This window comes from Acinetobacter sp. (genome assembly GCF_036659555.1).
Classification (GTDB): domain Bacteria; phylum Pseudomonadota; class Gammaproteobacteria; order Pseudomonadales; family Moraxellaceae; genus Acinetobacter.
Genome location: NZ_JAVXCI010000024.1, coordinates 1 through 15,947, shown reverse-complemented (window position 1 = coordinate 15,947; position 15,947 = coordinate 1). Strand labels below are relative to the sequence as shown.

14 protein-coding genes are annotated in these 15,947 nt (G+C 53.7%); 6 read left to right on the top strand and 8 right to left on the bottom strand.

The features are described 5' to 3' along the window. Positions 1-5: 5 nt before the first annotated feature. The 3 genes from RSA72_RS05065 to RSA72_RS05055 all read right to left on the bottom strand — a co-directional run bounded on the left by RSA72_RS05065 (position 6) and on the right by RSA72_RS05055 (position 2,713). Positions 6-1,034 carry a DUF4062 domain-containing protein gene (locus RSA72_RS05065; RefSeq protein WP_332623053.1) on the bottom strand — a complete coding sequence of 343 codons (1,029 nt, stop codon included), beginning with the start codon at positions 1,032-1,034 and terminating at the stop codon, positions 6-8. 151 nt (positions 1,035-1,185) lie between these two features. Next, complete coding sequence (murI, locus tag RSA72_RS05060) at positions 1,186-2,055, bottom strand: glutamate racemase (RefSeq protein WP_332623052.1); 870 nt, start codon at positions 2,053-2,055, stop codon at positions 1,186-1,188. A 46-nt stretch (positions 2,056-2,101) separates the two neighbouring features. After that, positions 2,102-2,713, bottom strand: coding sequence for a DUF1285 domain-containing protein (locus RSA72_RS05055; RefSeq protein WP_332623051.1), 612 nt, complete (start codon positions 2,711-2,713; stop codon positions 2,102-2,104). A gap of 195 nt (positions 2,714-2,908) precedes the next feature. Between RSA72_RS05055 and RSA72_RS05050 the strand changes: the two genes are divergently transcribed. Further along, a complete protein-coding gene (locus RSA72_RS05050) occupies positions 2,909-4,621 on the top strand; it encodes an electron transfer flavoprotein-ubiquinone oxidoreductase (protein ID WP_332623050.1) in 1,713 nt (570 codons plus the stop codon). Between the two features lie 74 nt (positions 4,622-4,695). On the opposite strand, the gene RSA72_RS05045 is transcribed toward RSA72_RS05050, so the two are convergent. Together RSA72_RS05045 and tusA are read right to left on the bottom strand one after the other, a co-directional pair. After that, entirely contained in the window at positions 4,696-5,061 is a 366-nt protein-coding gene (locus RSA72_RS05045; protein ID WP_332623049.1) for a hypothetical protein, read from the bottom strand. Positions 5,062-5,278: 217 nt separating this feature from the next. Further along, positions 5,279-5,536 carry a sulfurtransferase TusA gene (gene tusA, locus RSA72_RS05040; RefSeq protein WP_332623048.1) on the bottom strand — a complete coding sequence of 86 codons (258 nt, stop codon included), beginning with the start codon at positions 5,534-5,536 and terminating at the stop codon, positions 5,279-5,281. 263 nt (positions 5,537-5,799) lie between these two features. On the opposite strand from tusA, the gene RSA72_RS05035 reads away from it, so the two are divergent. Continuing rightward, complete coding sequence (locus RSA72_RS05035) at positions 5,800-6,639, top strand: HlyC/CorC family transporter (RefSeq protein WP_332623407.1); 840 nt, start codon at positions 5,800-5,802, stop codon at positions 6,637-6,639. Beyond that, positions 6,636-8,195 (top strand): apolipoprotein N-acyltransferase, encoded by a 1,560-nt coding sequence (gene lnt / locus RSA72_RS05030; RefSeq protein ID WP_332623394.1) that lies wholly within the window; start codon positions 6,636-6,638, stop codon positions 8,193-8,195. Before RSA72_RS05035 ends, lnt begins: the two co-directional genes overlap by 4 nt. Before the next feature lie 113 nt (positions 8,196-8,308). On the opposite strand, the gene RSA72_RS05025 is transcribed toward lnt, so the two are convergent. The 3 genes from RSA72_RS05025 to gspF all read right to left on the bottom strand — a co-directional run bounded on the left by RSA72_RS05025 (position 8,309) and on the right by gspF (position 10,629). After that, positions 8,309-8,644: a hypothetical protein gene (locus tag RSA72_RS05025; protein WP_332623396.1), complete on the bottom strand. Its 336-nt coding sequence runs from the start codon at positions 8,642-8,644 to the stop codon at positions 8,309-8,311. Between the two features lie 284 nt (positions 8,645-8,928). Next, positions 8,929-9,384 (bottom strand): type II secretion system major pseudopilin GspG, encoded by a 456-nt coding sequence (gene gspG, locus RSA72_RS05020; RefSeq protein ID WP_068909945.1) that lies wholly within the window; start codon positions 9,382-9,384, stop codon positions 8,929-8,931. Positions 9,385-9,423: 39 nt separating this feature from the next. After that, the gene (gene gspF, locus RSA72_RS05015) at positions 9,424-10,629 is read right to left on the bottom strand and encodes a type II secretion system inner membrane protein GspF (RefSeq protein WP_332623400.1); all 1,206 of its coding nucleotides are present in this window, start codon (positions 10,627-10,629) and stop codon (positions 9,424-9,426) included. Between the two features lie 150 nt (positions 10,630-10,779). Here gspF and RSA72_RS05010 point away from each other — a divergent pair, with 150 nt between their 5' ends. The 3 genes from RSA72_RS05010 to hslO all read left to right on the top strand — a co-directional run bounded on the left by RSA72_RS05010 (position 10,780) and on the right by hslO (position 15,838). Further along, the gene (locus RSA72_RS05010) at positions 10,780-13,002 is read left to right on the top strand and encodes a primosomal protein N' (protein ID WP_332623403.1); all 2,223 of its coding nucleotides are present in this window, start codon (positions 10,780-10,782) and stop codon (positions 13,000-13,002) included. A 68-nt stretch (positions 13,003-13,070) separates the two neighbouring features. Further along, positions 13,071-14,912 carry a monovalent cation:proton antiporter-2 (CPA2) family protein gene (locus tag RSA72_RS05005; RefSeq protein ID WP_332623405.1) on the top strand — a complete coding sequence of 614 codons (1,842 nt, stop codon included), beginning with the start codon at positions 13,071-13,073 and terminating at the stop codon, positions 14,910-14,912. A gap of 50 nt (positions 14,913-14,962) precedes the next feature. Further along, complete coding sequence (gene hslO / locus RSA72_RS05000; RefSeq protein WP_332624785.1) at positions 14,963-15,838, top strand: Hsp33 family molecular chaperone HslO; 876 nt, start codon at positions 14,963-14,965, stop codon at positions 15,836-15,838. The last annotated feature ends 109 nt before the right edge of the window (positions 15,839-15,947 follow it).

Genomic DNA, 15,947 nt, shown 5'->3' with positions numbered 1-15,947 from the left:
AGGGATTAATAGGAAGTTTTAACCTGAAAAACCCGCTCATTATCCAGCAAATTGCTTTCCATCAGCTTCTGGGCCTTGGGAGTAATCCGCCACAGCATGCGCTGCCGGTCATCGCGGCCGGACTGGACAATCCATTCATTCTGGCGCATCTGCATCTTAATGCTGTGCAGGGCGCGGATATTGATCTGCGCGCGGGCGACTGCATGCGCGCGCGGCATTTCAGCGCGCGCGTCCTTCAAGCCGGTTTCATTCAGGTATTCATTCATGCGCTTGGAAAAGAACTCTTCCGGCGTCGGATGAACAAAGGTCGCGCCCAGAACCGACAGCAGCTGCGCCCAGGTCATTTCCTTCTGAACTTTCAGTTCCTTGAAGTTGCCGTCCTGATAGGCATGCATGCGGTATTCAAACGCAAAAACCTCATGCATGGAAACTTTCGGCAGGCTGAGGAAAGGGTCGGCTTCGCGCTTGCCGGACTCGGTTTCCAGCTGCTCCAGCTTGCTTTTCAAGCGGTCAATTTCGTCCTGCAGCACTTGGGTATTCTGCGGGCGCACCCAGCCCAGCACCGGATAGCGCTCCAGCATCTGCGGCAGGTTCAGGCGCACCGCCATTTCCAGATCGCGCAGGCTGCGGTAGCTGAAGACCTGATCCGCTTCATGCTGCAGCAGCTTGCGGAATTCCTGAAACTTTTCACGCAATTCGGCTTTATCGTCATGCAGGGCGGCGTCGCGCGCGGCTGGGTCATCATGCATGAACACAATGACCGGCTTCTGCTTGGTCACGGCGTAAATATATTCCAGATGCATATAGCCCACGCCGGACACCGACTGCTCGCCGTAGGCGCTGCCCAGCAGGATCACCACATAGTCGCAGTCATCAATCTGGCGGCGCGCAAAGGCCGTGCTTAAAGGCGTGCGCTGTTCCAGCCCCCACGAAAAAAAACCCATGCCCACCAAAGTCTGGGCCAAAATCATCCGCTCCGGCTGCATTTCGCTGCCGGAAGTTGAAATAAAAACCTGATAACGCTTATCGAGCATTGGTTATCCTCTTCCAATTGCACACTGCAGCGTGATGCAGCTCAGTCCTGCACACTGCGCGCCGCGCATATGACTGCCCCAATATGAATACTCAATCCATACACAGCTATTGCTTAAATCTTTCAAAAGGCTAACTTAATTTATCTGGCGGTTAAATGCCAATATTATTAATGCTCCAAGTCAGATCCGGCTGAATCAGATGCCTTAAAACCGGCTTTAAAGCATCCGCATTCTGGCCGCTGACATAGCACGCTAGCCGGACCGCATTTTTACGGTCTTGTTCAAATAATAACTCATTTTTAATTAAAATGCGGGCCGTTTGACGCGCAACGGCAAATCCTGAATCAATTAATGTCAGTTTCTGACCAAAAATGCGCTGAATCGCGGGTTTTAAAAACGGATAATGCGTGCATCCCAGCACCAGATAGTCCGCGCCCTGATCCACCGCCGGCTGCAGAATCTCCCGCAGCGTCTGCAGGCAGGCTGCGCTCATTTGCGCCCCGGCTTCGACAAAGGGCACCAAGTCCAGGCAGGTAATCGGCATGACCTGCACCTGTGCAGGCTGGGCAAAGCGCTCCACCACATCTTTAATCAGCTGGCCGCGGAATGTGGCCGGCGTAGCCAGCACCGCCACGGTTTTGCTTTTGCTCTGCAGCACCGCAGGCTTTAAGGCCGGCACCAGGCCGATAATCGGAAAATGCTCGCCGTAATGCGCGCGCAGGTAATCCAGGCTGAAGGCTGACGCGGTATTGCAGGCCACCACCGCAGCTTTGCAGCCCTTGCGGTACAGCCATTCAACCGCTTGCGCGGTCAGCTCGCGGATATTCTGGTCATCGCGCGGCCCGTAAGGCACATGCGCAGTATCGGCAAAATAGACAAAGCGCTCATTCGGCAGATAGCGCGCAATTTCCTGCGCAACCGACAGCCCGCCCACTCCCGAGTCAAAAATGCCGATCGGCGCATCCGCCGCGGCTTTCGGCATTGGATCACGCAACGGATAAAGGGGATGAATGGCTGTCATAGCTTCAAATTCAGAAGTTGATATTCAGATGGAGCAAGCTTAAACCTCAGGCGCCTAATTGCAAGCGGAAATCGCCGCTGCGCAGGCTTAATATGGCTTCTCCCTGCGCATTTTCAAGCAGCTCGCCCATTGCAATTAAATGCAGAAAAGCCGCCCGCTGAATCAGCGCATTGATGCCGAAGCGCACAGCCACATAAGGGCGCGCCTCTCCGGCAAATTCGCGCAGGAATACCGGATGCGCCTCACCGACAATAATTTCATCCTGCGCGGTGGAGGTCAGCCGGATATAGGTTTTGCCGTCCAGCTCAAGCTGATCGGCCTGATGGATGAACAGCGGCTCATCCTCCACCTCGATTTCAATCTGCTCGGCAGGGGTTCTTAAATAGAATTTTCCGCCCTCTTTCCACAGCACGCGCGAGAACAGATCGATCAGCGCCTGGCGCTTAATCAATTGACCCTGATGCCACCATTCCCCATTGGCTTTTACCTTTAAATCCATGGCGCCGCAGTGCTTTGGGCGCCACTGCTCCAAAGGCAGGATTGACTTTTTGTGACCGGACTGTCCATCTTTTGCGTATTGTGCAATATCCATTAAATTCCTATCATCGCTAATCGCTGCCTTTTTCGTCGGATTTGGTGATTTTTCGTGATTATTCATGAAGCAAGACCCTGCTGACGGGAAAATAATATGATTCAGCCAATTGGCTAGCATAAGCTTTAAAACTATACTAGCCCACAATATAAAAGACACGATAGCAAATTTGTGTCTAGGAATTCAGAACACTCATGGCAGCGCCCTTGCATAGAAGAGTCAGCAGCGGTTGCCACCTTTAAACCATATGAGGAGTCCTACATGGAGCACATCGAACGCGAATCGATGGAGTTTGACGTAGTCATCGTTGGCGCAGGCCCTGCCGGCCTTTCAGCGGCGATTAAAATCCGTCAGCTTGCAATTGAAAATAACCTGAACGATCTGTCCGTCTGTGTCGTGGAAAAGGGCTCCGAAGTAGGTGCGCATATTCTTTCCGGCGCCGTGCTGGAACCGCGCGCAATCAATGAGCTGTTCCCGAACTGGAAAGAACAAGGCGCGCCTTTGAATGTTCCGGTGACCGAAGACAGAACTTATTTCCTGCTGTCTGATGAAAAGTCGCAGGAAGCGCCGCACTGGATGGTTCCGAAAACCATGCACAATGACGGCAACTACGTGATCTCTTTAGGCAATGTGGTGCGCTGGCTGGGCCAGAAAGCCGAAGAGCTGGAAGTCTCCATCTTCCCGGGCTTTGCGGCGTCTGAAATCCTGTACCATGCAGACGGCACAGTCAAAGGCATTCAAACCGGCGACATGGGCATCGGCAAAGACGGCGAGCCGACGCACAATTTTGCGCCGGGCTATGAGCTGCACGCCAAATACACCTTATTCGCTGAAGGCTGCCGCGGCCATCTCGGCAAGCGCCTGATTGCCAAGTTTGATCTGGATAAAGATGCAGATCCGCAGCATTACGGCATCGGCATCAAAGAGCTTTGGGAAATTGACCCGGCGAAGCATAAGCCGGGCCTGGTGATGCACGGCGCAGGCTGGCCTTTAAGCGAAACCGGCTCTTCAGGCGGCTGGTGGCTGTACCATGCGGAAAACGGCCAGGTGACACTGGGCATGATCGTAGATTTATCTTACGAAAACCCGCATATGTATCCATTTATGGAAATGCAGCGCTGGAAAACCCATCCGCTGATCAAGCAGTATCTGGAAGGCGGCAAGCGCATTTCTTACGGCGCGCGCGCCGTGGTGAAAGGCGGCTTCAACTCGCTGCCTAAATTCACCTTTGCCGGCGGCTCTTTAATTGGCGATGATGCAGGCTTCCTGAACTTCGCTAAAATCAAAGGCTCACATACAGCCATGAAATCCGGCATGCTGTGCGGCGAAGCGGTATTTGAAGCCATCAAAGCCGGCGTGGAAAAAGGCGGCGACCTTGCGGTTGCCCGCGTGACTGAAGGCGAAGACTTCTTTGCCAAGGAATTGACCGCCTATACCGACAAATTCAACAGCAGCTGGCTGAAAGAAGAGCTGTACAGCTCGCGCAACTTTGGCCCTGCAATGCATAAGTTCGGCCAATGGATGGGCGGCGCGTTCAACTTCATCGACCAGAACGTGTTTAAAGTGCCGTTCACGCTGCATGACTTGGCGCCTGACTTCAGCGCACTGAAAACGGTAGATGCCGCCAACGTCAAGCCGAATTATCCGAAACCGGACGGCAAGCTGACTTTTGACCGTTTATCTTCTGTGTTTGTATCCAACACTGTGCATGAAGAAAACCAGCCGGCGCACCTGAAGCTGACCGATGCTTCTATTCCAGTGAATGTGAACCTGCCGAAATGGGATGAGCCGGCGCAGCGCTACTGCCCTGCCGGCGTGTATGAAATTATGGAAGAAAGCGACGGCTCTAAGCGCTTCCAGATTAACGCGGCCAACTGCGTGCACTGCAAAACCTGCGATATTAAAGATCCGTCGCAGAACATCACTTGGGTAACGCCTGAAGGCGGCGGCGGCCCTAATTACCCGAACATGTAATTAGTACCCTAACATGTAATTAGTGCCCGAAGATGTAATCCCTGCTGAGAGATATAAACCCGCGAAATGCGGGTTTATTTATTTTTAATCACTAAATCATATTCTTTACGAAAATTAATCTTTCCGCCATATGCATCCCTAGTTTGACCATCAATCACAACCTTGTAAGATCCAACTTTTTTTGGAGTCCCGGTAATTGCAATGGTATTATCTGCATATGGAGGAATGCCAATACCTTCATTTAGAGTCAGTCCAGAAACAGAATCAAAATTAGCATCTACAAATAAAGTCTCATTAAAAATAACTTTCTCTATCTCAATTTTTTCATTGTATACCTGACCGATGTGCCCCTCAGGCAACTCATTTGGAGAAATAGAAGGGGAACTGTTGCAACCTAAAATAAAAAAAACTGAGAATAAGCATAAATATTTAGCTCTCATAAAAATTACCACCCATTTTTTTCAACGACAGCAAACTACGATAGAGTTATTGTCTTTATTCTTTAAATTAAATTTTAATAATGGTGGAGCCAAGCCGGCTGACCACATTCAGGCAGCATTACAGCCATATCACTCAAAAAATGAGCATGGTTTTTTTAATTTGATGTCAACATAAAAGATGCTCCGGACTGATGCGGAGCATTTTTTGCAATGGGGCTTAGCCTTTTTTGACTAAATAATGGAATTCCTTATTGCCGTTTTCATCTAAACGCTCTTCCTGCAGCAGCAGTTCATGCCCTAAATGCATGCAGAATTTCGGAATGTCCCAAGAAGTGGAGTTGTCTGTCGCGAAGACTTCCACCACATCGCCCGATTTAGACTTGCGGATGGCCTGATGCAGCATCATCACAGGTTCCGGGCAGCGCAGCCCGCGGGTGTTGAGTTGAATCGCTGGAGCAGCCGCAGATTCAGACATTGCAAAACTCTATTCAAGAAAATCCGGCGCATTTTAGCATACTGCACCGGGATTTTTCCCATCAGCGCTTCATTCCTGCCGGCAGCTGCGCCGATGCAGCCAATGCGCGCCCTGCGCATCTTTAAAAAATTTCTTTAAATTCAATCATCCGCCTGCCGCCTGAACTTTTCAGCAAAACTCGCCAGCATGCAGATAGACAAGCGGTTTTTCTAAGGTATGATAAAATCATGTTTTTTAGATATTAAGAGTCTTCAGGAAAGATCATGCACGAGGAATCAGGCCCGTCGTGGGGTATGCGCGGCTTACGCAAATGGCTAGGCACTGCGCCGGAAACCCGCGACGAACTGTTAAAATTAGTACAAGATTCACGTCGTTTTTTAGAACCCGATACCGTTGCAATGCTTGAAGGCGTACTTGACCTTCCTGCAACCAAAATCCGCGAGGTGATGACGCCGCGCACCGCCATGATCAGCCTGCAGGAAGATGATGAACTGCTGGATATCCTGCATGTGCTGATCGAGTCAGCGCATTCGCGCTTTCCGGTGTTTTCATCCGATCAGCCGGACAATGCCGTCGGCATCCTTCTGGCCAAAGACCTGCTGCCCTTCCTGACTGAACGCAGCGGCAAGGTCGATGTGCGCGCGCTGATGCGCCAGCCGCTGTTTGTGCCGGAAAGCGCCCGTTCAGATCAAGTGATGCGCATGCTGAAAAAAACCCAGACCCATATTGCGATTGTCATTGATGAATACGGCACCACTTCCGGCCTGGTCACGCTGGAAGACATCCTGGAAGAGATTGTCGGTGAAATTGAAGATGAGCACGACAATGCCGATGAGGAAGCGCAGTACATTGTGCCGGACGATGACCCAAAAACCGCAAATACCTGGCTGGTTCAAGCGCTTACACCAATTGAACACTTCAACAATGTTTTAGATGCTGAATTTTCTGATGATGAAGTGGAAACTGTGGGCGGGCTTCTGCTTCAGGAAATTGGCCTGGTAAGCGATTTGCAGGGTCAAGTGATTGAGCTGGAAAATTGGCAGTTTACGATTCTGGAAGCAGATGCGCGCACCATCCATCTGATTCGAGCTGTCCGTAAATGAGAACTTATTTTAATAAGCTGCTAAACCCCTCAGAACAACAAAAGCAGCTCCCTTTAATTTACCCGCTGCTGATTTCACTCTTTTCCGGCGCCATTTTCAGCTTTGCGCTGGCGCCTTATTATTACTGGTGGCTGGCGCTGCTGTCGCCTGCGCTGCTGTACGCCTGCCTGCGCAAGCGTTCCGCCAGGCAGGCTTTCGGCATCGGCTGGGCCTACGGCTTTGGCCTATGGTTTGTCGGCGCCTTCTGGCTCTACACCTCCATTCATGTCTACGGCGATACCGGCACAGTTTTAAGCGTTGTGATGATTGCCATTATGGCGCTGGCCATGGGCCTGTTCACCGCTGTGCAAACCTGGCTGTACCGGCGCTTCTTCCCGGAAACCCCGCTGACCTTTGCCCCGCTGTGGATTCTCTTTGAATGGGCCAAAACCTGGGTGTTCACCGGCTTTCCCTGGTTGTTTGCCGGCTATGCCTTCACCGAACGCTATCTGGACAGCTATGCTCCGCTGTTCGGGGTATTCGGCGTTTCTTTCGCCGTCATTCTGCTGGCCTGCGCGCTGGTTGAAATTTTAAATAAAAAAGCCTTCTGGATTGTTCCGTCCGCCCTGCTGCTGCTGGGCGCATGGGGCGCAGCGCAGCTGGACTTTGTGCAGCCGAAAGCGGAAAAGCCCCTTTCGGTGTCCCTGATTCAGGGCAATATTCCGCAGGACTTGAAATGGCTGACCGAATACCAGATCAAAACCCTGATGATTTACGCCCAGCTCAGCCGCACCGAATGGGGCCGCGACCTGATTGTCTGGCCTGAGTCCTCCATTCCGCTGTTCCAGTCCGATATTGAGCCGTTTCTGGATGCAATGAAGGCTCAGGCAGAAAAATCCGGCACCGCCTGGGTCACCGGCATTCCGTACTGGGATCAGGCCGAATCCAAAGTTCAGGGCCAGCCGATGTACTACAACAGCATCATGGCGCTGGGCGATGAATCTGAAGGGCTGTATAAAAAGCAGCGCCTTGTGCCTTTCGGCGAATACATTCCGCTGTCCGGCCTGCTGAGCTGGGTATTGCCTGCGCTGCAGAATGACCCGTCGGTGAGCGGCTTTTCCCGCGGCGCCAGCGACCAGAAGCCACTGCTGATCAAGAAGCATGATCTCGGTTCCGCAATTTGCTATGAAGTGGCTTATCCGAACTTAACCCGGCGCAATGCCCGCCAAAGCGACTTTCTGGTGACGGTGTCAAATGACGCATGGTTTACCGGCACAGCGGGGCCTTGGCAGCATCTGCAGATGGTGCAGATGCGCGCCAAGGAAAACGGGCGCTGGTTTATCCGCGCGACCAATACCGGGGTGACGGCATTTATTGACCATAATGGCCATATTGTGAAGCAGGCACCGATAGACCGGAAAGCCGTGCTGCGCGGCGAGCTTCCGGCCATGCAGGGCGAAACCCTGTACATGCGCCTCAGCGACTGGCCAGTTTTAGGCTTCTCCGCCCTGCTGCTGCTGCTGGGTTGGTTTTACCGGCCGCGCAAGGTGGATGTTTCATTTAAGTCGCGGCGCTAAGCCTTGCCTGCGCGCTTTGCCCTGCTGCAGTTCTGGCTGGCAATGCGCGGATGAACATGCAGTCCAAGAAAAAAACCGGAGCAATGGCTCCGGTTTTTTTATGCGGCGGCGGCTTAAATTTGGCTGGCCAGATAAGCCAGCATGCCGGCCAAAGACAGCATGGGCAGATAGCGGTACGCCTGCACTACGGCATGTTCAAATGCCGTTTCATGCTGCTGCTGCAGTTTCGCCGCTGTTGCTTTCAATGCGGACCAGAAGCTTAATACCAATAATGTGCTCAGCAGGCTGGCGGCGAAAAAGCCCACCACAATCTGGCTGCTGCCCTCGGTGCTTTGCCAAAGATGCAGCGCGCCTTGACTGAGCGGCAGAATGCTTAAAACCAGAAGAACAGATTTCAGCATCGCCCAATGAAACTGGTTAATTTCATCCGCTAAGATTAATGCTTTCATTCCACCCTCCTTTGGCTGAAAAAGTGCCGTTAGAAATATTATGCAAGGTTTTATTTAAATGAAAAGCTTATCTTTCTTCATATTTTACGATTATTGTAATCAATAAAACTGGGAATAATTCTTATTATAAACCTCAGGCCGGGCTTATTTTAATATTATGTTTAATATCAGTATTTTATATTAAAATTGATAATCAAGAGTGATTATCGCTTCACTCAATATGGAAAATTCCTATTCAGTGAAGCGGTTTATGCCATAAAAGCCGAATAAATAATTATTCTCAATTAATGCTTATAGAAAATATCGGCATCATTGCCTTCGCCGCCGGACTGGCCGTCTGCGCCAAATGAATACAGGTCATAAGGGCGCCCCTCAGAACCGGGAATCACATACTGAATGTCATTTTCCCAGCTGTCTTTCGGATAGCCGCCTTTGACATAGCCGCCCGGCAGCCAGTTTTTGGCGGATTCAGGCTTGTTGACCAGCGCGCCCAAGCCGCCGTCCTGCATGGAAGGGAATTTGCCGTTGTCCATTTTGTACTGATCCAAGGCCCCCGCCACGCTTTTCAAGGTGATTTCAGAGGTGTCGACCTTGGCTTTCTCGCCGCGGCCCATCACATTCGGCACAATCAAGGCGGCCAAAACGCCTAAAATCACAATCACCACCATGACTTCAATCAGGGTGAAACCGCTGTGTCTGCTGTTTAATCGATTCGGCTGCATGTATTTACTCTCATTCATTAATGCCATGCTCTACAGAGCTGTTTTAAATTATCAGGTTTAAATCATATTATTCATGTTGACAATCGGCAGCATGACTGCAATCACAATCACCAGCACAATGCTGGCCATCACAACCAGCATCAGCGGTTCCAGCAGCGCCAGCAGGGTTGAAATCAGGGTCGTGACTTCACGGTCCTGCATGTCTGAGGCGCGCTCCAGCATGCGGTCCAGCTCGCCTGAAGCCTCGCCGCTTCGGATCATTTGTACCATCATTGGCGGGAAATAACCACTGCGCTCCAGCTGCGCGGCCAGGTTGCCGCCTTCGGTGACTTTTTCGGCAGCCAGATTGACTGAATCGCGGATCACCCAGTTGCTGCTGACCGCCGCGCCGATTTTCAGCGCATCCACCAATGGCACGCCGGATTTGGTTAAAATTGACAGCGTGCTGGCGAAACGGGCGGCGTTGATGCCTTTGGACAGCCGGCTGAACAGCGGCAGCTTCAGGGTCAGGCGGTCAAAGGCATAATGGCCGGCTGCCGTTCTTAAAAAGCGCGCCAGCAGAAAAATGCCCAGCGCTGCGCCCGCCAGCAGGAACGGCCATGCCACCCGGATAAAATCGCTGGCTTTCATTAACGCCACGGTAATCCACGGCAGGGCGCCCTTGTCCTGATCAAAAGTTTTGACAATATCCGGCACCACATAGGTCATCAGCCCCATCACAATCGCAAAGGACATCAGCATCAGAATCACCGGGTAGATCATTGCCCCCTGCACTTTCTTCTGCATGGCAAAGCGGTTTTCGGTGTAGTCCGCCAGCTGGTCTAAAATCAGATCCAGATGGCCGGAACGCTCGCCGGCGGCGATGGTGGCGATGTACAGCTCCGGAAAGCGCCCGGACTGGCTGAGGGCATTGGCCAGCGAATGCCCTTCCAGCACTTTGGAGCGCACCGACATCAGCAGATTCTGCACATGGGCTTTTTCGTTCTGCTTGCCCACCGCGCGGATAGCCTCTTCCAAAGGAATGGCGGCCGCCACCAGCACCGACAGCTGGCGGGTCAGCAGGGCCAGGTCGTAGGAAGTAATGCCTTTTTGAAACCACTGATTTTGCGCATGCCGGTGTTTCTGCTCGACAGGATCCACCGTGACAGGAATCAGCGCTTTATCGCGCAGCTGCTGCCGGATTTGACGGGCGGAATCGCCCTCAAGCACACCCTTCTGCTGCTTGCCTGAAGCATCTATGGCGGTAAACTGATATGCTGGCATTGCGATGCTCTAATTTTCCAAAAATTTGATCCGCGCAGTTGCGCGCAACCCTTAAAATCATTCATATTCTTAGATATAAATTATCCGCTCACTCTAACACAACTCCGCTTCGATCTCGACGAAATTTAAACAGGACCAGACCGCCTTTTTATGCAAGTTCCAGCCCCTGCCCCACACGCCATTTACCGGGTCCGCGTTGCCGTTCCGGTCTATCTGCATGACTGTTTTGACTACAGCCTGAGCGCCGAACAGTACCGGCAGGCACAGCCAGGCGCGCGCGTTGCGGTGTCTTTCGGCCGGCAGAATCTGGTCGGCGTTATTGTGGAGAAGCTGGCGCCCGACGCGCCGCTCGACCCCGGCATCAGGCTGAAAGCCATTACCGAACTGCTGGACGGGCAGGCCATTTTAGACAGCAAAGTTTTAAGTTTGTTGACATGGGCGGCGCAATATTACCAATTCCCGGTTGGCGAAGTGATTCAAAGCGCGCTGCCGGCGCTGCTGCGCCAAGGCAAGCCTTATAACCTGCTGGCCAGAACATGGAAGCTGCTGGACGGCGATGCCGAAAGCAAACTCAAGCGCTCTGAGCGCCAGCAGGAAGCCTACAAGGTTTTAAAGCTGCATCCTTCCGGCACTTCAGAGAACCTGCTGAATTTGGCCGGCGTGGAAACCGCTGTGCTGAAAGCCTTGGAAAAAAAAGCCATCTGCGAATGCGTGCTGGAAGCACAGGACTTCAGCCCGATGCCGGTCAGCATGGCGCAAATGCCTTTAACGGCCAATCCGGATCAGAAAAAGGCGGTTGAGGCGGTGCTGAAAGCGCGCAGGAAATATCAGGCTTTTCTGCTGGACGGCCTGACCGGCAGCGGCAAGACTGAAGTCTATCTGCAGGTCATGCAGGACGTGCTGAAGCAAGGCAAGCAGGTGCTGGTGCTGGTGCCGGAAATTGGCCTGACCCCGCAAACCGTCAGCCGCTTCCAGTCGCGCTTCCACTGCAACATCGCCCTGCTGCATTCCGGCCTGAATGACTCCAAGCGCCTGCAGGCCTGGCAGGCGGCGCAAACCGGCAAAGCCTCGATTATTTTGGGCACGCGCTCTGCCATTTTTACCCCGCTGCCAAATTTAGGCCTGATTGTGCTGGATGAGGAGCATGACCTGTCCTTCAAGCAGCAGGAAGGCTTCCGCTACCACGCGCGGGATATTGCGCTGTACCGCGCGCATCTGCAGCAGTGCCCGGTGGTGCTGGGTTCCGCAACCCCAAGCATTGACAGCTATGCCCTGGTGCAGAACGGCAAGATGAGCTGCCTGGAGCTGAATCAGCGCGCCGGCGCGGCGCTGATGCCGAAAATCCATATTCTGGATTTAAAAGTGGCGCAGAAGCAGCACGGCATCAGCCAGATGCTGCTGCAGGAAATGAAAAAGCGCCTGGATAAGCAAGAGCAGGTGCTGGTGTTTTTAAACCGGCGCGGCTATGCGCCGGTGCTGATCTGCGAAAGCTGCGCATGGCAGGCCAAATGCCCGCACTGCGACGCCAATTTTACCGTGCACCGCACGCCCTATCAGCATCTGCACTGCCACCACTGCGGCACGGTGCACCGCATGCCGGATCGCTGCCCGCAATGCAGCCACAGTGAGCTGAAGTCCATCGGCATGGGCACCGCCAAGGTTGAAGAAAGCCTGAACGAGCTGTTTCCGGACTATGAGGTGATCCGGGTTGACCGCGATTCGACCAGCCGCGCCGGCAGCTGGCAGAAAATTTACGATAAAATTCAGCAGAGCGGGCCGCTGATCCTGCTCGGCACGCAAATGCTGGCCAAGGGGCATCATTTTCCCTATGTGACTTTGGTGGCGATTCTGGATATCGATTCCGGCCTATTGAGCGTGGATTTCCGCGCGACCGAGCGCACCGCGCAGCTGGTGGTGCAGGTCGCCGGGCGCGCCGGGCGCGGCGAGCGCAAAGGCGATGTCTACCTGCAGACCCTGCGCCCTGAGCATCCGCTGCTGAATACGCTGGTGCAGGAAGATTACCGCCAGTTTGCCCGGCAGACCCTGAAAGAGCGCCAGGCCGCGCTGATGCCGCCATTCCGCTATGCCGCGCTGATCCGCTGCGAATCCAAGGATCAGGCGCTGAATACAGATTTTCTACAGCATCATGCGCAGCTTTTAAGGCAAAATTCTGAAAACACTGTAGATATCTGGGGGCCGATTCCCGCCCCGATGGAGCGCAAAGCCGGGCGCTACCAGTCGCATATGGTGCTGCTGTCGGCCGACCGCGCCAGGCTGCATTTCCATATCCGCAGCTGGTGGCAGGGCATGCTGCAGGCCAAGCCTTCCAGCATGAAGCTGACTCTGGACATTGACCCGCAGGAACTCAGCTGAACCAGCTTTAAGCTTCAAATTCAGAGGCTGCTGCCCGCGCAGCCTTAAAAACCGACCAGGACAGACGCATGCCGCTACTGCTGCAAATCACCCTTTTCTTAGGCGCCTCCCTGCTGCTGGTGCCTTTGCTGAAACGCTTCGGCATCGCTACGGTGCTGGGCTACCTGTTTACCGGCATGCTGCTGGGGCCAAGCGTGCTGAATATCGCCAGCGATGCCGAAGCCATTCAGGAGCTGGCGGAATTCGGCGTCATCCTGCTGATGTTCATTATTGGCCTGGAACTGCGCCCGCAGCGCCTGTGGCAAATGCGCCATTCCATCTTTGTGATGGGCAGCCTGCAGACAGGCATCAGCGGCCTGCTGCTGGCTGTGATCTGCTTTTTTGCCCTGCAGCAGGGCATCGCCGCCAGCATTGTGATCGGCTTTGCGCTGGCGCTGTCCTCCACCGCCTTTGTGCTGCAGCTGCTGACGGAAAAGCAGCAGCTGAATACCGGCTTTGGCCAGCAGTCCTTTTCCATTCTGCTGTTTCAGGACATGGCCGCCATTCCGCTGATTGCCGTCATTCCGCTGCTGGCCGGCACGCAGTCCACCCATCATGGCATCGCCTATTTTGCAGCCATCACCGCCGCCTTTACCGGGCTGTTCCTGTTCAGCCGCTATCTGATGCGCCCGTTTTTCCGCTTTGTGGCCAAAAGCGGCGCGCATGAACTGATTACCGCGGTTGGGCTGTTTATTGTTTTGGGCGTGGTCGGGCTGATGGACGTGCTCGGCATCAGCACTACTTTGGGCGCGTTCCTGACCGGCGTGCTGCTGGCGGATTCAGAATTCCGCCATGAACTGGAAGCCAGCATTGCCCCGTTTAAAGGGCTGCTGCTCGGCCTGTTTTTCATGACCGTCGGCATGACCACCCAGCTGTCGCTGCTGATTGAGATGCCGGCGCTGATCATTGGCGGCGCCTTAGTGCTGATGCTGGTCAAAATGCTGGCGCTGGCTGCGGTTGGACGCTATTTCCGCCAGTCATGGCGCAACAGCCTGATGCTGGCAGCCTGCCTGGCGCAGGGCGGTGAATTCGCCTTTGTCGTGCTCAGCGCTGCGGTCAGCGAAAAAGTGCTGACGCAGGCCATGATGGAGCCGATCACCTTAATTGTAACGCTGTCCATGGTGCTGACGCCGCTGCTGTACTGGCTGATGAGCGCGCAGATCCTGCCGCGCTTAAATAAAGCTGAAGCGCCGCAGTATGATGATATTCCAGACCAGCATCCGCCGGTGATCATTGCCGGCTTCGGCCGTTTCGGGCAGATTATCGCCCGCGTGGCGCATATCCAGCATCAGCCCTTCACCGCGATTGACAGCAGCCTGGACAAAGTCGATTTTGTCCGCAACTACGGCGGCCAGCTGTATTACGGCGACGCCGCCCAGCCGGACATTCTGCGCGCGGCCGGCATTCAGCATGCCAAAGTCTTTGTCCTGGCGATTGATGACATTGAAGATTCGATGAACACCGCGCGCCATATCCGCCTGAATTATCCGAACTTAAAGCTGCTGGTGCGCGCCCGCGACCGCCACCATGTGCATCTGCTGCGCGATTTAGGCGTAGAGCATATTTGGCGTGAAACCTATTTATCCTCGCTGGGCATGGCCTACCAGCTGCTGCGCGATGTCGGCGTCAGCGAAAGCGATGCCTATAAAAGCATTGAGCTGTTCCGCGACTACGACGAACAGCTGCTGGCGCAGCAGCAGCGGATTTATACCGATGAGCAGAAGGTTTATGAAACACATCGTAACGCTTTAGCTGAACTGGAGCACCTGTTCGAAAGCGATGCGCAAATCCGCCAGCCCCCTGCCGGCGTTGACTTGCAGCGCGGTTTGCAGCGCAAGCGCATTGATGTGTCAAGAGATGATCTTGAATGACTTGTGTTTTACAATATTGTCACCATTAAAGCAGGGTTATGGAGAATTTTATGTCTGATTTACGCCAACGCTTTTTTATTGAAGATAGCCCTGTGCGCGGCGAAGTGGTTCATCTTGAACATGCCCTGCAAACTATTCTGGCGCAGCGCAGCTATGCGCCCGCGGTGCAGATTCTGCTGGGCGAAATGCTGAGCGCAACCGCGCTGCTGGCCAGCACATTGAAAATTAAAGGCCGCATCAGCCTGCAGATTCAGGCTTCAGGCACCTTTAAATGGGCAATGGCGGAATGCAATCACTTAGGCGAAGTGCGCGCCTTGGCGGACTATCAGGAAGACCCGCATTTCCAGCAGGCTGAAGACAGCAGCACCGTATTGAAAACCCTGCAGAATCCGGTGCTGTTCATCAATATTGAACCTGAAGCAGGCGAACGCTATCAGGGCATCGTGCCTTTGGACAAGCCGAACCTCGCCAGCTGCCTGACCCAGTATTATGACCTGTCCGCGCAGATTCCAACCCTGATTGTGCTGAGCAGCAGCAGCCAGCGCTCAGGCGGCCTGCTGGTGCAGCTGCTGCCGCGCAACAGCGAAGAGGAACAGCAGCGCGTCGATGAAGACTTATGGCCGCGCCTGACTCTGCTGACCGGAACGCTGAAGCCTGAAGAGCTGACCGATCTGGAAGCCAGCGACATTCTTTACCGCCTGTACAATGAAGAAGATGTGCGCCTGCCGGAAGCGGAAGCGCTGTATTTCGGCTGCACCTGCTCCAAAGAGCGCTGCGCCTCGGCCCTGCAGCAAATCGGCATCCTTTCTGTGCGTGAAACGCTGGAGCATCAGAATCCAATCAGCATGGACTGCCAGTTCTGCAGCGCAAATTACTGCTTCAGCGCCGAAGAAGCCCTGGGGCTGTTTGGCGAACACCTCAGCTGAACCTGATGTGCAGCAAAAAAGCATCCTTCCGGGATAATGCTGATTAGTTAAGGAGTTTTACAATAAATTCCTTAACTTTTTGGCCATTCACGGCGGAGTCTTACCGTTT